The sequence below is a fragment of the Halomonas sp. HMF6819 genome (genome assembly GCF_044335525.1).
Classification (GTDB): Bacteria; Pseudomonadota; Gammaproteobacteria; order Pseudomonadales; family Halomonadaceae; genus Vreelandella.
On sequence record NZ_JBIQVY010000001.1, the window covers coordinates 1,079,625 to 1,102,528 of the forward strand.

General features: G+C 59.8%; 20 protein-coding genes. 9 read left to right on the forward strand and 11 right to left on the reverse strand.

Annotated elements, in window-relative coordinates:
- Positions 1-16 precede the first annotated feature (16 nt).
- Together ACGLWX_RS04875 and ACGLWX_RS04880 are read left to right on the forward strand one after the other, a co-directional pair.
- A complete protein-coding gene (locus ACGLWX_RS04875) occupies positions 17-1,465 on the forward strand; it encodes an ATP-binding protein (RefSeq protein ID WP_252106966.1) in 1,449 nt (482 codons plus the stop codon).
- An 11-nt stretch (positions 1,466-1,476) separates the two neighbouring features.
- Positions 1,477-2,874 (forward strand): sigma-54-dependent transcriptional regulator, encoded by a 1,398-nt coding sequence (locus ACGLWX_RS04880; RefSeq protein ID WP_396237796.1) that lies wholly within the window; start codon positions 1,477-1,479, stop codon positions 2,872-2,874.
- A 78-nt stretch (positions 2,875-2,952) separates the two neighbouring features.
- Here the strand turns inward: ACGLWX_RS04880 and ACGLWX_RS04885 are convergent, their stop codons facing one another.
- Positions 2,953-3,150, reverse strand: coding sequence for a hypothetical protein (locus ACGLWX_RS04885; protein ID WP_252106964.1), 198 nt, complete (start codon positions 3,148-3,150; stop codon positions 2,953-2,955).
- Between the two features lie 251 nt (positions 3,151-3,401).
- On the reverse strand, positions 3,402-3,839 hold the full coding sequence (locus ACGLWX_RS04890) for a hypothetical protein (RefSeq protein ID WP_396237798.1): 438 nt from the start codon (positions 3,837-3,839) through the stop codon (positions 3,402-3,404).
- Positions 3,840-4,266: 427 nt separating this feature from the next.
- Between ACGLWX_RS04890 and ACGLWX_RS04895 the strand changes: the two genes are divergently transcribed.
- From ACGLWX_RS04895 to ACGLWX_RS04910, 4 genes are all read left to right on the forward strand, one after another.
- Positions 4,267-5,469, forward strand: a complete 1,203-nt coding sequence (locus tag ACGLWX_RS04895; RefSeq protein WP_252106961.1) for a glycine betaine/L-proline ABC transporter ATP-binding protein — start codon at positions 4,267-4,269, stop codon at positions 5,467-5,469.
- A complete protein-coding gene (locus ACGLWX_RS04900; RefSeq protein WP_252106960.1) occupies positions 5,469-6,305 on the forward strand; it encodes a proline/glycine betaine ABC transporter permease in 837 nt (278 codons plus the stop codon). Before ACGLWX_RS04895 ends, ACGLWX_RS04900 begins: the two co-directional genes overlap by 1 nt.
- Before the next feature lie 161 nt (positions 6,306-6,466).
- Positions 6,467-7,336: a glycine betaine ABC transporter substrate-binding protein gene (locus ACGLWX_RS04905; protein WP_396237800.1), complete on the forward strand. Its 870-nt coding sequence runs from the start codon at positions 6,467-6,469 to the stop codon at positions 7,334-7,336.
- 176 nt (positions 7,337-7,512) lie between these two features.
- Positions 7,513-9,153, forward strand: a complete 1,641-nt coding sequence (locus tag ACGLWX_RS04910) for a BCCT family transporter (protein ID WP_396237802.1) — start codon at positions 7,513-7,515, stop codon at positions 9,151-9,153.
- Between the two features lie 125 nt (positions 9,154-9,278).
- Here the strand turns inward: ACGLWX_RS04910 and ACGLWX_RS04915 are convergent, their stop codons facing one another.
- The 3 genes from ACGLWX_RS04915 to ACGLWX_RS04925 form a co-directional block, all read right to left on the reverse strand.
- Positions 9,279-10,004, reverse strand: coding sequence for a 3'-5' exonuclease (locus ACGLWX_RS04915; protein ID WP_396237804.1), 726 nt, complete (start codon positions 10,002-10,004; stop codon positions 9,279-9,281).
- A 10-nt stretch (positions 10,005-10,014) separates the two neighbouring features.
- Positions 10,015-11,916, reverse strand: coding sequence for a DUF294 nucleotidyltransferase-like domain-containing protein (locus ACGLWX_RS04920; protein WP_396237806.1), 1,902 nt, complete (start codon positions 11,914-11,916; stop codon positions 10,015-10,017).
- Between the two features lie 183 nt (positions 11,917-12,099).
- Positions 12,100-12,492, reverse strand: a complete 393-nt coding sequence (locus ACGLWX_RS04925) for a DUF4168 domain-containing protein (RefSeq protein WP_263584807.1) — start codon at positions 12,490-12,492, stop codon at positions 12,100-12,102.
- 130 nt (positions 12,493-12,622) lie between these two features.
- On the opposite strand from ACGLWX_RS04925, the gene ACGLWX_RS04930 reads away from it, so the two are divergent.
- Positions 12,623-13,564, forward strand: coding sequence for a DMT family transporter (locus ACGLWX_RS04930; RefSeq protein WP_396237808.1), 942 nt, complete (start codon positions 12,623-12,625; stop codon positions 13,562-13,564).
- Here the strand turns inward: ACGLWX_RS04930 and mtgA are convergent.
- From mtgA to ACGLWX_RS04945, 3 genes are all read right to left on the reverse strand, one after another.
- On the reverse strand, positions 13,546-14,262 hold the full coding sequence (gene mtgA / locus ACGLWX_RS04935) for a monofunctional biosynthetic peptidoglycan transglycosylase (RefSeq protein ID WP_396237810.1): 717 nt from the start codon (positions 14,260-14,262) through the stop codon (positions 13,546-13,548). The genes ACGLWX_RS04930 and mtgA overlap by 19 nt on opposite strands.
- Positions 14,263-14,272: 10 nt before the next feature.
- On the reverse strand, positions 14,273-15,127 hold the full coding sequence (gene fghA, locus ACGLWX_RS04940; protein WP_396237812.1) for an S-formylglutathione hydrolase: 855 nt from the start codon (positions 15,125-15,127) through the stop codon (positions 14,273-14,275).
- An 89-nt stretch (positions 15,128-15,216) separates the two neighbouring features.
- Complete coding sequence (locus ACGLWX_RS04945; protein WP_252106950.1) at positions 15,217-16,326, reverse strand: S-(hydroxymethyl)glutathione dehydrogenase/class III alcohol dehydrogenase; 1,110 nt, start codon at positions 16,324-16,326, stop codon at positions 15,217-15,219.
- Between the two features lie 134 nt (positions 16,327-16,460).
- Here ACGLWX_RS04945 and ACGLWX_RS04950 point away from each other — a divergent pair, with 134 nt between their 5' ends.
- Together ACGLWX_RS04950 and ACGLWX_RS04955 are read left to right on the forward strand one after the other, a co-directional pair.
- A complete protein-coding gene (locus ACGLWX_RS04950; protein WP_396237814.1) occupies positions 16,461-17,348 on the forward strand; it encodes a LysR family transcriptional regulator in 888 nt (295 codons plus the stop codon).
- Between the two features lie 145 nt (positions 17,349-17,493).
- Positions 17,494-18,153: a hypothetical protein gene (locus ACGLWX_RS04955; RefSeq protein ID WP_396237816.1), complete on the forward strand. Its 660-nt coding sequence runs from the start codon at positions 17,494-17,496 to the stop codon at positions 18,151-18,153.
- Positions 18,154-18,264: 111 nt separating this feature from the next.
- Here ACGLWX_RS04955 and rpoD read toward each other — a convergent pair whose 3' ends face one another.
- From rpoD to rpsU, 3 genes are all read right to left on the reverse strand, one after another.
- Positions 18,265-20,121 carry an RNA polymerase sigma factor RpoD gene (gene rpoD / locus ACGLWX_RS04960; RefSeq protein WP_396237818.1) on the reverse strand — a complete coding sequence of 619 codons (1,857 nt, stop codon included), beginning with the start codon at positions 20,119-20,121 and terminating at the stop codon, positions 18,265-18,267.
- 322 nt (positions 20,122-20,443) lie between these two features.
- Positions 20,444-22,285, reverse strand: a complete 1,842-nt coding sequence (dnaG, locus tag ACGLWX_RS04965; protein WP_396237820.1) for a DNA primase — start codon at positions 22,283-22,285, stop codon at positions 20,444-20,446.
- Positions 22,286-22,451: 166 nt separating this feature from the next.
- On the reverse strand, positions 22,452-22,667 hold the full coding sequence (gene rpsU, locus ACGLWX_RS04970) for a 30S ribosomal protein S21 (protein ID WP_016416934.1): 216 nt from the start codon (positions 22,665-22,667) through the stop codon (positions 22,452-22,454).
- Between the last annotated feature and the right edge of the window lie 237 nt (positions 22,668-22,904).

The window sequence follows — 22,904 nt, forward strand, 5'->3', positions numbered from 1 at the left end:
CGGCAACGGACACGCGATGCGCTTACGCAATTTAATGATTCTGACGGTCATCGTGCCGCTGTTCGTGGCGCTGGTGGCGTTCAGCTTCGTGGCGATCAAGGCGCTCGAGGATAACGTGCGCTCCAAGCTTCAAACCGAGGTCGAGATCATCACCCGGGCGCTGAGCACCTCGCTAAGCTACGCCGTCGCCCGCGAAAGCGCCGCTCCCCTGGAAGAGGCGCTGCAGTCGGCGTTCTCGTTTCACCGGATCTACGGCGCGTACGTGTTCGACGTGCAGGGTCGGGAAATCTACGGGCTGGGGCTTGGCAAGAATCTCTTCACCCCGGACGAGATTCAAAGCGTGATCTCGCGGGACGATCTTTATAGCAACTACCGCCAGCACGACGGCTGGACCTACTACTCGGCGCTGATTCCGCTGCGCACCCAGGATGGCACCGTCTACGGCGTGCTGCAGGTCAACCGGCTCAATACCGGTATCGAGAACTACACGGGCTTTATCAGTATCGTGGCGGTGCTGGTGTTCATTATCGGCGCTGGCGGTATCGTACTCAGTATCTGGTGGGGGTTTCGGCGCTACATCGAGCGGCCTTTGAACCAGCTTCTACGCGTGATGCTGCTGGTCGAGGATGGCGACCGGCGCCAGCGCGCAAGCGTCGAAGGGCCGGCGGAGTATCGCCGGCTGGCCTCCGGGCTCAACGGCATGCTCGACGCCATGGCCGAGAAGGACCGCGATATCGACGCCCGGCGAGAGCGTGAAATCGAGCTCGAAAAACGCCTGCGTAAATCCAAAAAGCTCGCTGAGCTTGGCGTGCTGGCGGCCGGGGTGGCCCACGAGATCGGCGCGCCGCTCACCGTCATCAACGGCCAGGCCCAGCGCCTGGCACGGCGCGACGTGATCGGCGACGATGAGCGCGCAAGGCTTGGGCGCATTCGCGGCGAGGTCGAGCGCATCGTCGAGATCGTGCGCCAGCTCATGGAGCTTGGCCGCCAGCACAACGTCGAGAAAGAGAGACAGTCGCTCGATCACCTTATAACCAGCGCCAGCCAGCTGGTAGAAGAGGAGCTGGAGCCCCGCGGCATTCGTCTCGACGTCACGCTCCCAACGCCACCGCTTTGGGTGATGGCCGACGGCCAGCAGGTCGTGCAGGTGCTGACCAATCTGCTGCGCAACGCCGCCCAGGCGATGGATGTTAGCCTTATCAGGGTTCGCGCCCAGCAAAATAGCCGTGAAATAACGCTTTGGGTCGAGGACGACGGCCCGGGCATTCCGGTATCGCACCACCAGCAGGTATTCGATCCGTTTTTCACCACCAAGCCCGTGGGCCAAGGTAGCGGGCTGGGGCTTTCGATGGTACACCGCATTATCAATGATCACGGCGGGACGATTGGCGTGTTCGACAGCGCCCTCGGGGGAGCAGGATTTGAAATCACCCTCCCCTTGAGTGAAGACACCGCATCCGCTTGAGGAAAACGTTTGTGACCGAACAGGAACACGCTTTACCGCTTTTGGTCGTCGAGGACGACCCCGCAATCCGCGAGCTGCTCGAAGAGGAGCTCAATGATGCCGGCTATACCACGCTTGGTGTATCGAGCGCCGAAGAGGCCGTGGCGCTTTTGAGCCACACGCCGGTGGCCATGATGATCACCGACGTGCGCCTGCCGGGCATGTCGGGTATCCAGCTATTGCAACAGCTTCGCCAAAGCGGCTCGGAGCTTGGCATCATCGTGATTACCGCCTTTGGCACCATCGACCAGGCGGTCGAGGCGCTCAAGCTTGGCGCCAATGACTTTCTCACCAAGCCGCTGGATCTGGACGCCATTCGCGAGGCGGTTTTTCGCGTCCTCGAGCGCCAGCGCCTGGCGCTTGCCCACGACGCCGAGCTGACTCACTTTCACGGCATCGTGGGTAAAAGCCCGACCATGCAGGGGCTTTTCCACGACGCCTCCAGGCTTGCCAAAAGCAGCGCGCCGATCCTGATACTGGGGGAAAGCGGCACCGGCAAGGAGCTTATGGCCCGCGCCATTCACCAGGAGAGCCCGCGAAGTGAGGCCCCTTTCGTGCCGGTCAACTGCGCCAGTATCCCCGCCGACCTGATGGAGAGCGAGTTCTTCGGCCACGTCAAAGGCGCCTTCACCGGCGCCAACGAAGCGCGCAAAGGGCTTTTCCAAAGCGCTCAGGGCGGCAGCCTGTTTCTCGATGAAATCGGCGAAATGCCGATCAACCTGCAGGCCAAGCTACTGCGCGCGCTGCAGGAGAAAACGATTCGCCCGGTGGGCGGCGAGCGCGAAGAGCCGGTGGACGTGCGCATCATCGCCGCGACCCACCGCGATCTGGAAAAGGAGATCGAAGCGCAGAATTTTAGAAGCGATCTGTTCTACCGTTTGGAGACCTTTTCGCTGCGCATTCCGCCGCTTCGCGAGCGCGGCAGCGACATCGAGCATCTGATTTTTGCGCTGATCGACAAACACGCTGATGCCCAGGGCAAGCAGATCGAGCAGATCGAGCCCGAGGCGCTCAATACGCTGCTTAGCTACTCCTACCCGGGCAACGTGCGCGAGCTCGAAAACGCGGTCATGCGCGCCGTCACCCTCAGCGAAGAGGGCGTATTACAGCATGGCGATCTGCCGGAGCGGCTTCGCGATCACGTCAGCGCCCAATCGGAGGCCGAGTTTACCCCCACGCTCAGTGGTGAAGTGCTCTCGGGCACCCAGACGCCCGCCCCGGCGCCCACCCGCTGGCCAAGCCTTGAGGAGGTCGAAAAGCGCTATATCCGCAAGGTGCTCGAGGCGACCGGCGGCAACAAGCGGCGCACCGCCGAAGTGCTGGGCATAGCCCGCCGCACGCTCTACCGTCGCCTTGAGGACGATAGTTAGCCACGCGTTGATGGCAAAAAAATGGCCAGACAGTCGAGGCTGTCTGGCCATTGAGAGATCAAAACCGCAGGCGCTCGATTAGACGCCGTCACTCGGCGTTTCGCCAGCATCGTCGTTGGACATTGGGCCAGTGCCCATGGGCTGCTGCTCCTCGGGCTCGGCGTCCGGGTTGGGCGCATCGGTATCGTCGCCACAGCCGGCAAGGCTCAGCGCACCAAAGGCCAGCAGAGCGCTTAGCAGCAGCGCTTTAGAACGGTCGCCACGTTGTTGTGCCATGTGTCTTTCTCCTTGACCTTGTGAAGTCGCATTCCTTGAAGCGATCTGCCCGTGCAGGGCCTTTTAAACCTAGCGCTGGCGCGCGGTTTTTGCCAGTACCCTCAGCGTTTCCAACGCCCTTCACCCTTGAGAGCATAAAAAAACCCCCGCAGGCGCGGGGGTAATGGTAATGAATTATTGAGCGCAGCCGCAGGGAACGGACAGCCCGCTCGATTCATTACCGTAGGGAGCGGTCATCTTACTGATTCAATTTACTGGGTGGTTTCGTCTTCACGCTCGCCGTCGCCAGGTGCGGAGCCGGGCATCGGCTCGGTGCCATCGCCAAAACCGGGATTCTCTTCCGGGTCCTGATCGTTCATGGCGCCTTCGTCACTCGGCATCGGCTCTTGCGAGGTCGTGGCATTACTTTCGAGGCCCGGGTCACTCATCGCCGGGTCGTCGGCCATTGCCGAATCGTTACTCATGGCCGAATCATTGGCCATACCCGGCTCTTCATTCATGGCCGGATCATTAGCAGTGCCGCCCTGCTCCATGGTCTCGGGCTGCGGGGCCGGCGGCATCTCGTCTTCATCGTCGCCACCGCAGCCCGCAAGCGTCAATGTGCTGGCGGTCAGCAGCATCCCAAGAGCAATGAGGGATTTGCGTTTGAACGTCGGTTTGCCTTGTTTATCCACAAAATGCTTATCCATAAAACCTGCCTCCATCGAATCCTGCGAAATAGTCAGGCTGCCGTCTCTGGCGCTAGCGTCGAATCCTTCGACCCTGAATTTCAACGCGTGTCGTTGAAAGCGAAGTTACACAACCCGTGCCACCCCAGCACACTATCTATATTTTATTTCTAAAATCATAAACTTATAAAAAGTTTTCCCACGCTTTTGGATTAATCTATGCTAATGATGAACAGGGGCAAAATGACACATGTAGCGTTAGTTCACCGTACGAGCCGGGCGTTGTGACACATTGATGCCATCTATGTATAATAATTTTTAATAATTCAGCGAGTCATCGTTAATTTACTTTTATGATCTCTAGGAAACCGTGGCAGGCCTTGGCACCAACAGTCTGCGCGTTAGTGAGATAGCCAACGATAAATCACCCCATAAAAAGGTTCGATTAATGGATGAAACACGTCCTGTCAAAATCAAGGTTCGCAATTTAAGCAAGGTATTTGGGAAACAGCCGAAAAAAGCGCTCGAGCTACGCGACCAGGGCCTCAAGCGCCCGGAAATACTCGAGCAGACCGGTCAAACGTTGGGCCTTTCCAATATCTCCTTCGACGTTTACGAAGGTGAACTACTGGTCATCATGGGGCTTTCGGGCTCCGGCAAGTCCACCCTGATTCGCTGTTTGAATCGCCTGATCGATTCCACCGAAGGCGAGATCGTCATCGACGATGAGAACATTCCTTCGCTCGGCGAGAAGAAGCTTCTCGAGTGTCGCCGTCGTCACTTCTCCATGGTGTTTCAGAACTTCGCCCTCTTCCCCCACCGCACCGTTCAGCAAAACGCCGAATTCGGCCTCGAGATTCGCGGCATCGACAAGGCCAAACGTAAAGAGCTTGGCTACAACTCGCTGCAGCAGGTGGGTCTTGGCGGCTGGGAAGATGCCTACCCCAACCAGCTTTCCGGCGGTATGCAGCAGCGCGTAGGCCTTGCCCGGGCGCTGGCAAACGATGCCAGCGTTCTGCTGATGGACGAGGCGTTCTCTGCGCTCGACCCGTTGATCCGTAAGGAGATGCAGCAGGAGCTTTTGCAGCTTCAAACGCGCATGCAGAAAACCACCGTGTTCATCACCCACGATCTGGACGAGGCGCTGTCGATCGGCGATCGCATCGTGCTGTTGAAGGATGGCGAAGTGGTTCAGATCGGCACGCCGGAAGAGATTTTGACACAGCCCGCCGACGACTACGTTCGCCGCTTCATCGAGGGGGTCGACCGCTCGCGCATTCTGACCGCGGAGAGCGCGATGCGCCCGGTACGCACCAGCATCCGTGACACCGACGGCCCGCGCACCGCGCTTCGCCGCATGCGCGACTATAGTATCGACTCCGTCTACGTGACCGACCGCGACCGCCGCCTCAAGGGGCTGTTGGAAGCGGACGCCGCAAGCCAGGCCATCGAAGCCGGTGACGAAACGCTGAATGCCTACCTGACTCAGGATTTTCGTCAAGTCACCCCCGAGGAGCCTCTACAGCACCTGTTCGCCATGTTTAGCGAAAAAGGCTTCCCGATTGCCGTAGTCGACGAGGAAAAGCGACTTCTCGGCGTCGTCGTCAAGGGCGCGGTACTGGATGAATTGGCACGAGCAGGAGATCAGTGATGGACAACATTCCCCGCATTCCTCTGGGTAACTGGATCGAAACCGCACTGCGCTGGCTGACCAGCGAATACTCGGTCGTCACACGTGCGATTTCACGCGTGACCCAAACCGGTATCAACAGCCTTAACGACGCTTTGATGTGGCTTCCCGAGTGGGCGCTGATGGCGCTTATCGCCCTGCTCTGCTGGCGCCTGGCGAGCCCGCGCCTGGCGATCGGCGCAGTGGCAGGCCTTGCGCTGATCTGGAACATGGATCTTTGGAACCCGATGATCGAGACGCTGACGCTGGTGGTGATCGCCACGCTTGTGGCGGTCGTGATCGCGCTTCCCATCGGCATCCTGGCGGCACTTTCCGATCGCCTCTATAAGGTGATCATGCCGATTCTCGATTTCATGCAGACCATGCCGGCGTTCGTCTACCTGATTCCAGCGATTCCATTTTTCGGTATCGGCGCGGTATCGGCGATTTTCGCTACCGTGATCTTCTCCATGCCGCCGGCCATTCGCTTCACCACGCTCGGCATTCGCCAAGTCCCGACGGATCTGATCGAGGCTGCCGATGCCTACGGAGCCACGCGTAGTCAAAAACTCTTCAAGGTTCAGCTGCCGCTGTCGCTGCCCACGGTGATGGCCGGTATCAACCAGACCATCATGCTGGCGCTGTCGATGGTGGTGATCGCCGCGATGATCGGCGCCGACGGGCTGGGTAGCGAAGTATGGCGCGCCATTCAGCGCCTGCGCCCGGGCGATGGGTTCGAGGCCGGTATCGCGGTGGTCATCCTGGCCATGCTGCTCGATCGTTTGACTCAGGCGCTGCGTAAATCAAAGCGTCAATAAGGCCATGGGCTTGTCGCGCGAACGCTCAAAACTTGAAGCCCACGCTATAAGCCACCATGCTTGGGAAGCCAAAACCGGCGCTCTCGCGCGTTTTGGCCTCTCATAAGATGAAGGTTCTTACCTTTTATAAAGCGTTACATATTCAAAAAAAGGGAAACAGCATGAAAACACGCATCAATCGTTCTGTTCGTCTTGCCACCCTCGGCCTCATGACCGGTAGCGCCCTGCTAGCCGGCGGCGTTGCCCAAGCCCAGGAGCAGGGCACGGTCAATTTGGCCTACGTCGAGTGGTCCTCTGAAGTCGCCTCAACCAACGTGATCGCTGCCGTGCTCGAGCAGGAAGGTTATGAGGTGAACATGACCTCGCTTTCTGCTGCGGCCATGTTTCAGGCGCTTTCGACCGGCGACGCCGACGCGATCGTCGCGGCTTGGCTTCCGACCACCCACGCCGACTATATGGAGCGCATTGAAGGTGACGTCAAAGACCTGGGCCCGAACCTGGACGGCACCAAGCTTGGCCTGGTCGTTCCCGAATACACCGATGTTGACTCTATTGCCGATCTTAACGACAACGCCGAGCTGTTCGATAACGAGATCATCGGTATCGACCCGGGCGCAGGCTTGATGAGCCTTACCGAAAAGGTCGTGGATACCTATGATCTCGATCTGAATTTGCGTAGCGGTAGCGGTGCGACCATGACCGCCGCACTGGATAGCGCCATCAACAACGAAGAAGATATCGTTGTGACCAGTTGGACCCCGCACTGGATGTTCGCCCGTTGGGACCTCAAGTACCTGGACGATCCGGAAGAAGTATACGGTGGCGCCGAGCAGATCCACACCGTGGTGCGCAACGGCTTCGAGGACGACATGCCCGGCGCCTACGCCATTCTGGACGCCTTCGAGTGGACGCCAGAGCAGATGGGCGAGGTCATGCTCATGAACCAGGAAGACGGCAGCGACCCCTATGAAAATGCCAAGCAGTGGGTCGAAGAGAATCAGGACGTCGTCGAGCAGTGGCTCGATTCGTAACCACGACCGTCACCCGGTGCGTTAAATGCGCCGGGTTTATAAAAGGTTTGTACAAACAGTTTGTGCATGAGGGTTGTTTCTTATACAACTGACGGGCAAGTACTGCGGCCCCGTCTTGTAGAGCAGCCCTCTGGCCGTGCGCCTAGCGAATTCGATTCAACATGGAGAAAGATCGAGTGGAAAACGAAAAACCCAACCAGCCTAAGGAAGAGCCGGTCGGTGAGGGTATTCCCTCCCCGGACGGGCCAGCGAACCTCATCGATACCGATTACGTTATTGGTCAGGACAACTTCACCGCCGAAAAAATGGGTTTGAGGCTCGACCTCCACGGTAAAGTCTTCACCATTTCCTCCATCGTCGTTACGCTGTTCGTCGTTCTGACACTGGCGCTACAGGACAACATCTCGTTCATTTACGACGCCATCTTCAACTTTTTGACCGGTAATCTGGCGTGGTTCTTCATTCTTACCGCCAATATTTTCGTCATTCTCTGTCTTGGTCTGATCGTCTCGCCACTAGGTAAAATTCGCATTGGCGGTGCCAACGCCAAACCGGATTTTACCTACATGGGCTGGTTTTCGATGCTGTTCGCCGCGGGCATGGGCATTGGCCTAATGTTCTTTGGCGTCAGCGAGCCGCTAACCCACTTTGGCACCTCCTTCGAGGGCGGCAGCGGCGCACCGCTTTCCGGCGCCGAAGGTGACGCAGCGGGTGCGACGGCGCTTGCCATGGCCGCGACCATCTTCCACTGGGGCCTGCACCCGTGGGCAATCTATGCCGTCGTTGCGCTGTCGCTCGCGCTCTTTGCCTTCAATAAGGGCCTTCCGCTCTCCATGCGTTCGGTGTTCTATCCGATTCTGGGCGAGCGCGTCTGGGGCTGGCCGGGGCACTTGATCGATATTCTGGCGGTGTTCGCCACGCTTTTCGGTCTTGCCACCTCACTGGGGCTGGGCGCTACTCAAGCCGCTGCGGGCCTCACCTATCTTTTCGGCGCGCCGGAAAGCGATATCACCATGATTCTTTTGATCGTGGGCATCACCTGTGTGGCCATCTGCTCGATCGTGGCCGGCGTCGACAAGGGTGTTCAGTTGCTCTCCAAGATCAACATCGCCCTGGCCGCCGCGCTTTTGTTCTTCGTCATCGCCGTAGGACCGACGCTGTTCATCGCCACCGGCTTCTTCGAGAACCTTTTCAACTACGTGGTCAATCTGCCCGCGCTCTCCAACCCGTTCGGGCGTGAAGACGTTGGCTTTACCCACGGCTGGACCGCCTTCTACTGGGCCTGGTGGATCTCCTGGTCTCCGTACGTCGGCATGTTCATCGCCCGCGTGTCGCGCGGCCGTACGGTGCGTGAGTTTCTGATTTCGGTATTGATCGTTCCTTCGGTCGTCTCGGTGCTCTGGATGACTACCTTCGGCGGTACCGCGATCGATCAGTACGTCAGTCAAGGCATCGAAACGGTACGCGAAGCCGGCGTCGATCTACAGCTCTTCCTGATGCTGGAGCAGCTGCCGCTGTCGGATATCACCTCCTTCATCGCCATCGTGCTGGTCATCGTCTTCTTCGTGACCTCGTCGGACTCCGGTTCGCTGGTCATCGATTCGATCACCGCTGGCGGCAAGGTCGACTCGCCGATTCCCCAGCGCGTGTTTTGGGCCTCCATCGAGGGGGCGATCGCTATCGCGCTGCTGCTAGGCGGTGGTCTGACGGCGCTTCAGACCATGGCGGTCTCTACCGGCCTGCCCTTCGCGCTTATCCTGCTGGTGTCGTGCTACGCCATCATCAAGGGCCTGATGAGCGAACCCAAGGCCGTATGATTGAAAGAAAGTACGATTGAAAGAAAGTGCGATCGAGCATCGATCCACCGTAGGCAATATGAAAACGGGCAGCCAAATGGCTGCCCGTTTTTTTATGCTTGAAGGTACTGGCGTCTGCGACGGTTTTAACACCAAAAGGTCTTGAGCAGCGTATCGCGGGAGTAGCGGTGCGCCACCTGCGCTTGGAAGAGTTCGGCGGTGGCCAACGCATCGGTCAGCGCGTGGTGGCCCTGGTAGGTGGGAAGCCCGTAGCGCTGACGGCTGGCATCCAATCGAATGGAGACCGGCGGCCGGCCAAGCCAGCGGCGAAACCTCGACCAGAGCGTTTGACGGTGAAGCCTTGCCTCCAGCGACATGGTATCGATCATGGGAAACAGCACCCCTTCGCCGCGGCGTGACTTCACCGCGGCGTCCAGAAACGGCCGCTCGATGTTGCGAAAGTGCACCACGACGAGCCGCCCGGCCAGCTCGTCGAGCAGAGGCTCGAGTATCTCATCCAGATCCGGCGCGTCGCTCACTTCCGAGTGGGTGATGTGGTGATACGTCACCGACTCCTCGCTCAGCGGCCTTGGCGGTTTGACCACCCAGTAGCGCCGGCTAGCGAGCGGGATACGATCGAGGGTGAAGTGGATCAAGCCGATGCTGACGATGGCGTGGCGGCGCTCGTCGAGCCCGGTAGTCTCCATATCCAGCGCCACCATCGGCACTTCCGAAATGGGCGTATCCGGCCCCGGCAGTTCGGTGTCGAAAAAGCGCTTCAAGATGTCGTCCTGGGCGACCGCGCCCCGCTTTTTCATGTAGCCATTCCAGTCGGCCTGATTAACGCGCTGGCGCGGGCGTATTCCTTTCATGGTGACGTCCTTAGCGCTGGGCCGGGATGGGGTAGCGGAATTTCAAGAACTTCTGCGCGTTGCTCAGCACCTGGAAGGCGTCCTTGAGGGTGTGGCGCTCGCTGTCGTCGACGTTTTCCGGCTCGATGTTGTTGTCCGGCTCGCGCTCCTCCTGAAGGTCGATCATCTGGTGGCGAAGCCGGGACATGTGCAGAAATTCGAGCGCGTAGCTCAGCTTGTCGCTCACGCCCGAGGCGAGCAGCTGGGTGTTGTCGATATCGTTCAAGCGCTGAAAGCTGTTTTGTGCCTTGGAGCCGCAGGCTAGGGCGTGGACGCGAATCAGATCCACCATCGGCGCGGTGCCGCGGCGCTTGAGGTTGATGGAGTTGTTGTGCTTGCCGTCCTTCTCCATGACGATGGTGCGGAAAAACCCCAGCGGCGGCGTGCGGTTGAGCGCGTTTCGCGCCATGGCGGCGAGAAAGCGTGGGGCCTGTGGCGCGCGCTGGGCGATCAAGTCCTGCAGCGTTTCCACGTAGTGATCCTCGCCGTAGATGCTGTCCAGATCGAAAAAGATCGAGCTGTGAAGCAGCTTCTCCGGCGTCGGGTTGGCGATCCACTCCTCGAAATAGCCCTTCCAGACGTGCAACGGCTGGCGCCACTGACGGTTGGTCGCCATGATGTCGCCCTTGCAGTAGGGGTAGCCGCAGGCGTCCAGCCCGTCGCTGACGATCCTGGCCAGCGCTTTGAAGTACTCGTCGTGCTGCTCCGGGTCGAAACGGTCCGAAAGAATCAGAGCGTTATCCTGGTCGGTGACGATGCCCTGCTCGTTGCGCGCCATGGAGCCGTTGACCATGAAGCAGTACGGCACCGGCGGCGGGCCGAGTTCCTCCTCGCCAAGCTCCAGAAGCCGCCGGGTGAAGCTGCGCCCGATGGTCGACAGCGCGCTTCCGACCATGACCGAGTTGGCGCCCTCCTGAAGCATGCGTACGAAGGCGGCTCGCACGTCTGATGCAAGTCGCGCCAAACCCTGAACGCTTGCCTGATTGAAGATATTGCTCACCAGATAAAGCCCGCTGTGGGTTTCGTAGCGGATGATATCGGAGAGATGCACCACGCCGACCGGGCGCTGGCGGTAGAGCACCGGCAGATGGTGGACGTTGCTGCGCAGCATGATCAGCATCGCCTCATACACCGAGGCGTCGGACTGCACCGTGATCAGATGATCGGAAATCACGTCGCCCACCGAGGTTTGCGGCGATAGCCCCTTGGCCACTACCCGGTTGCGGAAATCGCTGTCGGTGAGGATACCGCACATCTGCCAAGTCTTGCCCTCGCTGTCCTTGAAGCTGTAGCGCGGGTTGTCGCTGCCCTCGTTGATCACCAGTACCGCCGAGGCCTGGGCTTGGCCGACCTGGATCGCTGCGTCCTGAACGCTGATGGTCGACTCCACCATGACCGGATAGCGCGTGACCAGCTTGCGAATCCGGGTGACCATCATGTCGTTGGATTTCTTCTGCTGCTGCGCGACGCTTTCAAGGCGCGGGCGCTCGAGCTCGACGAAGTCGGCGAAATCCTCGTCCTCCTCACAAAGACGCTGAAAAACGTCCTTTGGGATGAAGTACATCAGGGTGTCTTCGATGGCGGTAGCGGGAAAGCGTACGCGATGATTACGCATCAGACTGAAATGGCCGAAGATATCGCCTTCCCCCAGGCGATTGTACAGCTCGCCCCGGCGTCGATAGACCTCGACCGCGCCGCTTCGGATATAGCAAAGCTCGTCGAGCACTTCGTTGAGTTTCAGAACCTCGGTGCCGGTCTTGAAGTAGCGTATCTCGACGCTTTCAGCGATCGCGTCCAAAAGCTCGTCAGACAGCCCATCGAAGGGGGGAAACTGCCCCATATGCTGGCGTATTTCCCACAGTTCCACATCCATAATGACTCCTCGGTGAAGTGCTCGCCCGTTTGGCACCAAGTTTGGCGGCATATCCCTAGGCGGTAAAGCAGCGCGCACAAAAAAGCCCGGCGAAAAACGCCGGGCTTTTAGAGTTGATAACCTGCTTGACGCCTTAAGGAGCGCGCCCGACACTTAACCGGTCGGGGCTTGGCGTCAGTCCCATCAGGATTGGCTGGCCATCTCTTGAACGCGCTGCATCATTTCCGGATCCTGCTGGATGGACTGGCCGATCGCGTTGAACGTGTCGACGTCCAGACCGCTGCCTTCGACCACTTCGATCATGCGCTCGTTGGCTTCAGCGCGAACTTCCTGTTGAGCGGACTCGTCTTCTGCTTCCTGCAGACGCTGTGTGTACTCTTGCGAGATCACGGCGATTTCTTGAGAAGCATCGGCGAACTGCTGTAGCTGCTCGTCAGAGAAGTCCTGCGTCGGGGCGGCTTGTTGGGTGGCCGCGGAATCCTGCGCTGGCTCTTGTTCCTGCTGGGCTTGGGCAGTACCTGCCATCAAACCGGTTGCAAGAAGTGCAGCTGAAAACAAGGCAGTCAATCGTTGCATGATAAGAAACCTCTATGCGCGTTATGTGTGTGGTGACTCAGACGCAGCGCGCTCCAACAGGTTCAATTTTTAGTGTAATTATAAGTAACAATAAGTTAACAAATGAAAAACCCATTCTTAAAGGTGAGCCATGCGCTTCTCGACCGATGCCACGCCCCGCGCGCGAATAACGCATGCAGGCCTTACGGCCATGCCGCTTGTGTTCGTACTGCTTTGGAGCACGGGCTTCATTGGCGCCAAATTCGGCCTGCCCTACGCCGAGCCGTTCACCTTTTTATTCGTTCGCTTCGTACTGACGCTGTTGCTGCTGATACCGCTGGCCTTCGTCATGAAAGCGCCCTGGCCGCACGCGCCCGCGCTTTGGGCGCACATCGGCGTTTCGGGCTGCCTAGTGCACGGAGCGTATCTGGGCGGCGTATTTTACGGCATTTATTTGGGCATGCCGTCGGGGCTTGCCGCGCTGCTGGTGGGGCTTCAGCCACTGTTGACGGCGCTTTTGGCCGGCCCTTTTTTAGGCGAGCGTCTCACGCGCTTGCAATGGGTGGGGCTTTCACTGGGGCTTGCGGGCATCGCACTGGTACTGTGTAGCAAGCTGGAGTTCGGTCGGCAACTTTTTGATGGTTTCGGTTTTGATGCGCTGGCGTGTGTGCTCGTCGCCCTGCTGGGCATTTCGCTGGGCACGCTCTACCAAAAACGCTTCTGTACGCAGATGGCGCTTCTTTCCGGCACGGTGATTCAGTATTTAGCGGCCGGGGCGCTGCTGGGGGTCGGGGCGTTTTTATTTGAAACCCGCGAGGTGACCTTGGCGCCCACGTTTCTATTGACCCTTGGCTGGCTGGTACTGGTGCTGTCGATCGCCGCCATTCTGCTGCTGATGGCGCTGATACGGCAGGGCGAAGCGTCGAAAGTGGCGAGCCTTTTCTATCTGGTGCCGCCGGTCACGGCGCTACAGGCGTGGTGGCTGTTCGATGAGCGGCTGCCGCTATTGGGCCTGGTGGGTATGGCCGTGGCCATTGTCGGGGTGATGCTGGTGATCCGGCGCTCGCCGCCGGATCAAAGCCGTTCCAGGTAGCCGACCCCGCCCAGGTTTCGCATCTGCCGGCGAATCCACTGGCTGCGCCGCTCGACCTGGGCATCCGGCCGAGCGGCGCTTCTGTTACGCGGGTCGGGCAAAATCGCCGCCAACAGGCTCGCCTGGCGCTCGGTCATCGAGCTGCCCGAGGCGCCGAAGTAGTGATCCGCCGCGGCTTCGAGGCCGAAGACGCCGGTATCCCACTCGGCCACGTTCAGGTACACCTCGAGAATGCGGGTCTTGCTCCAGAAGGTTTCGATCAACAGCGTAAACCAAGCCTCGAGCCCCTTGCGCAGCCAGCTTCGGCCGCTCCAGAGAAACACGTTCTTGGCGGTTTGCTGGCTCAAGGTGCTCGCCCCGCGCAGGCGCGAGCCGTCCTGGCTTGCCTGCCAGGCGCGCTTGAGTTCGACGAAGTCGAAGCCGCGGTGCTCGGGAAAGCGCTGATCCTCCGCGGCAAGGACGGCGAGCTTAGCGTTGCTCGAGAGCTCGTCGAAGCTTCGCCACTGGCGGGTGATGGTGATCGGCTCGCCGGCGATGATGCTCTGAATCTTGCGCTCGACCATGACCATCGACCCCGGCGGCGGCACCACCTTGAACAGCAGTACCAGCGCGACCGAGAGCACCACGAAGGCCAGTGCGCCACGCCAGAGGATACGCCATAGTCGTTCAAGCCAGCGGCGCAGCGCGCGATTGAGCATTACAGCATCCTTAGCGTTTCATGAGATGCTGCGCATGATAGCGCAAATGATCTTCGATGAACGAGGCGATGAAAAAGTAGCTGTGATCATAGCCTGGCTGACGGCGAAGCGTTAGCGGGTGATCGTGCTCTTCACACACCGCTTCCAGACGCTCGGGCATGAGCTGCTCTTCCAAAAACTGGTCGGCATCGCCCTGGTCGATGAACAGGCGCTGGCGCGAGGCGCCGTTGGCTACCAGCTCGCAGGCGTCGTACTGGCGCCAGCTCGATTCATCCTCGCCAAGGTAGTTCGTGAACGCTTTCTTGCCCCAGGGGCAATTCATCGGGTTCACCACCGGCGAGAACGCCGAGACCGAGCTAAAGCGGCCAGGGTGGCGCAGCGCCAGAATCAGCGCGCCATGGCCGCCCATGGAGTGGCCGCTGATCGACTCGCGCCCGTTGACCGGGAAGTGCTGGCGCACCACCGATGGAAGCTCCTCGACCACGTAATCGTACATGCGATAGTGGCTTTTCCAGGGCGCCTGGGTGGCGTTGACGTAGAAGCCGGCGCCGGAGCCGAAATCGAAGCTTTCGTGCTCGCCGGGCAGATCGGTTTCCCGCGGGCTTGTGTCCGGGCAGACGATGGCAATGCCGAGCTCGGCGGCCACGCGGTGAGCGCCGGCTTTCTGCATGAAGTTTTCGTCGTTACAGGTGAGCCCGGAGAGCCACCAAACCAGCGGCACGCGCTCGTTTTCGGCCTGTGGCGGCAGGTAAACGGCGAAGACCATATTGCAGTCCAGCGCCCGGGAGTAGTGGCGGTAGCGCTTGTGCCAGCCGCCAAAGCTTCTGTTGGCCGACACGAGTTCCAGGGTTTCGCTCATGCTCATGAGTAAGCTCCTAAAGATGAAAACGCGGCGGGAGGGCCCACCGCGTTTTATTCTCTCTTTTGACTATAGCGTTAATACACGCAGGTCGCTTAGAAGTGCAGTACGGTACGAATGCTCTTGCCTTCGTGGAGCAGATCGAAGGCTTCGTTGATCTTCTCGAAGGGCATGTCGTGGGTGATGAAGTCGTCGATGTTGATCTCGCCGTTCATGTAGCGCTCTACATAACCAGGAAGCTCGCTTCTGCCTTTGACACCGCCAAACGCCGAGCCTTTCCAGACCCGGCCGGTAACCAGCTGGAACGGACGAGTGGAGATCTCTTCGCCGGCACCGGCCACGCCGATGACGATCGACTCGCCCCAGCCCTTGTGGCAGCACTCCAGCGCCGAGCGCATGACGTTGACGTTACCGATGCACTCGAAAGAGTAGTCGACGCCGCCGTCGGTCAGATCGACGATGACCTGCTGAATCGGGTCGGTGTACTTCTTCGGGTTGACGAAGTCGGTGGCGCCGAACTGTTTGGCGAGCTCGAACTTATCCTCGTTGACGTCGATGGCGATGATTCGGCCCGCCTTCGCCATGACCGCGCCCTGGATGACCGCCAAACCAATGGCGCCCAGGCCAAACACGGCAACCGTTGCGCCCGGCTCGACCTTGGCGGTGTTGAGCACCGCGCCGATACCGGTGGTCACGCCGCACCCGAGCAGGCAGATCTTGTCCATCGGCGCTTCCGGCGATACTACCGCCAGCGATACTTCCGGTACCACGGTGTACTCGCTGAAGGTCGAAGTGCCCATATAGTGGTGCAGCTTTTTACCGTCGAGGGAGAAGCGCGAGGTGCCGTCGGGCATCACGCCCTTCCCCTGGGTGGCACGCACGCTGCCGCACAGGTTGGTCTTGCCGGACTTGCAGAACTTGCACTCGCCGCACTCGGCGGTGTAGAGCGGAATCACGTGATCGCCGGGTTTCAGGCTGGTGACGCCCTCGCCCACTTCCTGGACGATACCCGCGCCTTCGTGGCCCAGCACCGAGGGAAAGAGCCCTTCCGGGTCTGCGCCTGACAGCGTATAGGCGTCGGTGTGACAAACGCTCGTGGCGGCCATCTTCACCAGCACTTCGCCCTTTTTCGGACCCTCGACGTCGATCTCTACGAGCTCGAGCGGCTTACCCGCTTCAAGCGCTACCGCAGCGCGTGACTTCATATCAAATCTCCTAGGATAAAGAGCCAAACGTTTGCTCCATGCCAGCCAGTGTAGCCACCTGTGCGAACGGGATAAACAGGGATATACTCACAAGATTGTTGCTCTTCAGCAACAATCGGCTTTTAAGGAGTGTCATGCAGCGCTGGGATCGTATCGAGGCGTTCGTCGAAGTGGTGCGGCTGGGCACCTTTTCTGCGGCGGCGCGCCATCTAAAAGTATCGACATCGCACACCAGCCGGCTGGTCAGCCAGCTCGAAAACCAGCTCGGCGTGCAGCTTTTGTATCGCACCACGCGCCAGATTCGCCTGACCGACGCCGGCTCGCTCTACGTAGAGCACTGTCGCCACCTGTTCGACGGGCTGCGCGACGCCGAGCAGATGCTCAACAAGCTTCAGGCCAAACCCAGCGGGCTTTTGAAGCTAACCGCGGCCACGACTTTCGGCGAGCGCTATGTCGCCCCGCTGGTCAACGACTTTCAGTGCCAGCACCCGGAGCTCGAGGTGCACATGCACTTCACCAACCGGGCGGTGGAGTTGATCGACGAAGGATTCGACATCGCCATTCGCATGGGCGTGCTCAAGGATTCCAGCCTGATCGCCAAGCGCCTGTGCGAACGCCGCGAATACATCGTGGGCTCCAGCGACTATTTCCGACAGGCGCCGCGCCCGCATACGCTCTCGGAGCTGAGCCAGCACCCGTGCCTGCTGGGCTCGCGCTCGTTTTGGCTGTTCGAGGTCAACGGCCAGCGCCGCGAGGTACGCCTGGAGGGGCGGTGGAGCGGCAACTCCGGCCCGGCACTTCTGGACGCCGCGCTTAAGGGCCTGGGGCTTGCGCAGCTTCCTGATTACTACGTGGCGCCTTACCTGGAAAGCGGCGAGCTGATCGCGGTGTTAGAGCCGTTTCAGCACCATGATACCGCGGTATGGGCGGTCTATCCGCGCCACCGCCATCTTTCCCCCAAGATTCGCCAGCTGGTCGACTACCTGGCGGCGCATATCGATACCGGACTTCCTAAACGCTGATTCAAGGCCGCCTTGGCGGCTTTATAGGCTTTCCGAGTACGAGCGCCTCGGGCATTATCTGAGTGCGAGCACAGCGAAGTGACGATATAATGAACATTCAATGCTGAATGTTTATGATCTGCGTCATGCCCTGTAAGGATGCTCAATGTCACTGCCCCCACCCAACTGGTCCATCAACTTCAAAACGAGTCTCATGCGCGCAATACTTTATGTGCTGTTTATCGGTGCCATCGCCCAGGGCAGCTACCTCGAAGCACTCTACATGCCTGAACTTCGCTTCAGCGAATACGGTTTTACCGAACTTGCCCAGACCGCCGTGCTGGCCAGCGCCTGCTTGATGCTCATCTACGTGCGCCAGGTACTAAAAGTATGGCCAACGGTCACGCTGCTGCTGTTCGCGTTCATCGCCGCCTCACTCGTGCGCGAGCAGGATTACTTTCTCGATGAGTACGTTGCCCGCCACACCTGGAAGATTCTGGTGGCGCTGATCGTCGTGCCGTCGATCACCTGGGTCATCATTCAGCGCCGCCGGTTTCTCGACGAGTTTCGCTACTTCAGCAACACCTTCTCCTTTGGCCTTTTTGCCAGCGGCGTGCTGACCACCTACATTTTCTCGCGCCTTTATGGCCGCAGCGATTTCTGGGAAGCCGTGCTGGGTGAAAGCTTCGAGCGCACCATCAAGGACGCCGCCGAAGAGGTGATTGAGCTGCTGGGCTATAGCCTGATCATGTTCGCCACTCTCGAGCTGCTGCTGATGGCGCGGCGCATTTATCTCGCGCGCAAGGCGGCCAAACCGCTGAGCTGATCGGCCTCTGTGGCGCGGCCTGGTAGACACCGCGCCGGAGCAGCCAACGCAAAAAGCCCCGCCGTTCATAAAACGGCGGGGCTTTTTTATTCACCACACAGGGCGGTCAGCTTACTCGTCGAGGAACGAGCGCAGCGGCTCCGAGCGGCTGGGGTGGCGCAGTTTACGCAGCGCCTTGGCTTCGATCTGACGAATACGCTCGCGGGTGACGTCGAACTGCTTGCCCACTTCCTCGAGGGTGTGGTCGGTGTTCATGTCGATCCCGAAGCGCATGCGCAGCACTTTCGCTTCGCGCGCGGTCAAACCGCCCAGCACGTTGCGCGTGGCTTCGATCAAGCCTTCCCCAGTGGCCAGATCGATCGGCAGCAGCATGGTGCCGTCCTCGATGAAGTCACCCAGGTGCGAGTCGTCGTCGTCACCGATCGGCGTCTCCATAGAGATCGGCTCCTTGGCGATCTTCAGCACCTTGCGTACCTTGTCTTCCGGCATTTCGAGGCGCTCGCCAAGCTCTTCCGGGGTCGGTTCGCGGCCCATTTCCTGAAGCATCTGGCGCGATACGCGGTTGAGCTTGTTGATCGTCTCGATCATGTGCACCGGAATACGGATAGTGCGCGCCTGGTCGGCGATCGACCGGGTGATCGCCTGACGAATCCACCAGGTCGCGTAGGTCGAGAACTTGTAGCCGCGGCGGTATTCGAACTTGTCCACCGCCTTCATCAGGCCGATGTTGCCTTCCTGAATCAGATCCAAAAACTGCAGGCCGCGGTTGGTGTACTTCTTGGCGATCGAAATTACCAGACGCAGGTTCGCCTCGACCATCTCTTTCTTGGCGCGGCGCGCTTTAGCTTCACCAATGGAGAGCTTGCGGTTCACCTCTTTCAGGTCCGGCACGATCAGCTGGACCATGTCCTCCTCGAACGCGATCTTGCGCTGGGCGCGGGCGATATCGGCGCGCAGTGGCTCGAGACGATCAGCGTACTTGGGCTGCTCCTCCTGGAAGCGATCAAGCCAGCTCTGATCGGACTCGTTGCCCGGGAACGACTTGATGAACAGCTTTCGCGGAAGCTTGGCCTTTTTCACGCAGAGCTGCATGATCGCCTTTTCCTGAGCGCGCACCTGCTCGACGCTGATACGAACCTGCCCGACCAGGCGCTCGAAGTGCTTCGGCACGAGCTTGATCGGTGAGAACAGCTCTGCCAAACGCGCCTGCTCCGCCTTGAGTTCGGCGCTGCCGCGACCGTGCTGTTTGAAGGCGGCCTCGACGGCGGCGTTTTGCTCGCGAATTTGCTCGAAGCGTGCGCGAGCCTCTTCCGGGTCCGGGCCGCCTTCGCTGGCCGAGTTGTCGTCTTCGTCGTCCTCGTCATCACCGTCGAGGTCTTCGTCGTCGCCGGGCTCGGCGTCGACGACAGGCTCGGCCACTTCGGCCTCGGCAACGCCGGGAATGCCCTCGTCCGGGTCGATGAAGCCGGAGAAGAGATCCGACAGCCGCCCGGGCGCTTCTTCGTCCTGGGTGGCATCGTAGGCCTGCAAAATGGAGGTAACCGCGCCGGGCAGATAGGCAAGTGATGACATCACTTCCCGCGTGCCCTCTTCGATCCGCTTGGCGATTTCGATTTCGCCTTCACGGGTCAAAAGCTCGACCGTGCCCATCTCGCGCATGTACATGCGAACGGGGTCCGTTGTGCGACCCACGTCGCTCTCCACAGCGGCGAGGGCCGCCACGGCCTCTTCCGCAGCGGACTCGTCCGTGGAGTGATCCGACATCATCAAAGTGTCTTCATCAGGCGCTTCTTCAACGACACTGATACCCATGTCGTTGATCATGCCAATGATGTCTTCCACTTGATCCGGGTCGGCGATATCCTCGGGTAGATGGTCGTTGACCTCGGCATAGGTCAGGTAGCCCTGTTCCTTGCCGCGCGCGATCAACTCCTTCAGACGTGACTGCTGCTGCGCATTTCCAGCCATAGAAACCCTATCTCGACGAAGAAGAATGAAACACCTGGGGCGCTGAATCGATAAAACTCAACAAGCCGAACATTATAGCGTAATTTGCTGCGTTTTTCCCAGCGAAACGTATTTGCGCGATGAATCAGGTGTGTTAGGTTATTCGGTTAGGCCGCTTCCCGGCCGCTAATGCTCTCTATATGGCGCCGCACGGGCGTATTTCAACCCCTTTCATTTCCCCCTTTCGCGACGCGCTATTCAAACGCCGTTCCGGCGCTTTTGGTTTTTATACGTTTCCCCGCCTGACTTTGCTACTGCCTAAAGAGCTTCTGCTTGTGAGCTACTACTTGCGAGTGAGTTCGACCACGAGCGTTGCCAAACGTTGCCGCTGGTTTTTGTCCAGTTTTTGCCCCGAACGCTCGAGCGCTAAAAGCGCCTCGTACTCCTCTTGCGGCGAGCGTCTGCGCTCGAGCCCCGCAAGATGCTCGATCAGCCCCAGAAGCTCGGTCTCCCTGGCTGCGGCGGGAATCAACAGCTCGCGGCGGGCGAGCGCGTTGAGCGCCTGACCCTCTTCGCTGCCCTGAAAGTGCGCCAACACCACTTGCGGGCTTTTGTAACGCCCGGCGCGCAAAAGCGTGACCAGCTCGCGGCAAAGCGCGGCATCCGGGTCGCCCTGCTGTAGCCAGTCGAGGTTGTCGGGCACGACGTCAACAAGGCGCGGCTCGAACAACAGCAGCTGGCTGATGCGCTCGACGGTCGACAGCACCTTTCTCGAGGCTTTGGGCTTTTGCCGGGCCGCCTGGGGCGCGGGCGCCGACTCCGGATAGTAACCATCATCGAACGGCGGTGGCTCATCACTAACAGGAGCGGGCTCGAGGGCGGGCTTTTCGAGCATCGAAGCGAGCTGCTCCTTGCTCAATCCGCTGCGCTTGGCCAGCGCCTCCAGCAGCAGCGATTTGAGCATGCCCTCCGGCACCCGGTTGATCGCCTGAAGAACGTGGCTGGCGAAGCGCTCGTTGCCCTCGACGGTGTTCAAATCGCGCCCCTGGGCGGCCTGCTCGAACAGAAACTCGGACAGCGGCATCGCGCAGGTCACCCGGTCCTGAAACGCCTGTTCGCCTTCGCGGCGCACCAGCGAGTCCGGGTCCTCGCCTTCGGGCAGAAACAGAAAGCGCGCCTCGCGCCCGTCGATCATCTGCGGCAGCGCCGTTTCCAACGCCCGACTTGCCGCCTGGCGCCCGGCGCGATCGCCGTCGAAGCAGAACACCACGCGGCTGACCAAGCGAAACAGCCGGTGCAGGTGATCTTCGGTGGTCGCAGTGCCGAGCGTCGCCACGGCGTTGTGGATGCCGTACTGCGCCAGCGCCACCACGTCCATGTAGCCTTCCACCATGATCAGCTGCTCGAGCTTCGCACTGGCCTTGCGCGCCTCATATAGGCCGTAGAGCTCGCGCCCCTTGTGAAACACCGGCGTTTCCGGCGAGTTCAGATACTTCGGCTGGCCGTCTCCCATGATGCGCCCGCCAAAGCCCAGCGTGCGCCCGCGCAAATCGCGGATGGGAAACATCACCCGATCGCGAAAGCGATCATACGTGCGCCCGGTATCCTCGCGGTGGATCAGCAGACCGTACTCGATTTGCACCGCTTCGCTGACGCCCTTGGCACTGAGATGCTGCTTGAGCGCCTCCCAGCCGTCCGGCGCGAAGCCGATGCCGTAGGCGGCGATGACCTCGTCGGAGAGATCGCGCTTTTTAAGGTAGTCGCGGGCGCTCTGCCCCGCCTGCATCTTCAGCCGCTCGCGGTAGAAGCTGCCAGCAAGCTCCAGAAGGCTCACGCCCTCCTTGCGCTTTTGTTCGCGCTGCTGCTCGCGGGGGTCATCGGCGCCTTCGCGGGGCACGTCGAGCCCTAAACGGGCGGCCAACTGCTCGACCGCCTCGGGAAAAGACAGCTTGTCGTACTCCATCAAAAAGCGCAGGGCGTTGCCGTTGGCGCTGCAGCCGAAGCAGTGGTAGAACTGCTTGTCGGCACTCACCGTAAAGGAGGGGGTCTTTTCCTGATGAAAGGGGCAAAGCCCGGAGTAGTTGCGCCCGGCCTTTTTGAGCTGAACGCGCTCGCCCACCACCTCGACGACGTCGACGCGGTCCAGAAGATCGTCAATGAAACGCTGGGGGATCTGTCCGGCCATGAAGGGGCGTTCCTGCGCGGGGCAAGGGTCAATGGCCTAACCCAAGCGCGACTTGGGTTAGATCACTCATTAATGTCGTTGTCTTCAAAAACAAACGGCCACCTGACGGCGGCCGTTTGGCATCCCTCTTGAAACATTCGCCGGGGCGCGTGTTTCTGGGTACGGATCAATAGAGCCGTTCGAAACGCTTACGCTCACGCTGAAGCTTTTTAGCGTGACGCTTCACAGCTGCCGCTGCCTTGCGCTTGCGCTCGGCTGTCGGCTTCTCGTAATGCTCACGACGACGTACTTCAGAGAGAACGCCGGCTTTTTCGCAAGAACGCTTGAAGCGACGCAGAGCGACGTCAAACGGCTCGTTATCACGTACTTTTACAGAAGGCATTAAGCACTCACCACCTTAAGGAGACTTGAGTTCGGATAGTGCGCACACCGCTTAATCCAGCATCTGTAGATACAGTGTACGACCCTTTTTTACAGCGCCGAGTAGTCTAGTCGCGATACGTCTATATTGCAACCGGGCGAAACTTGGCACCGCGCCCGCCTGGCCCTTCTCCCAAGCGCGCTAGGCCTTTGGCGTTCTTCAAATAAGGTTCTTTAAATAAGGTTCTTCGAATAACGC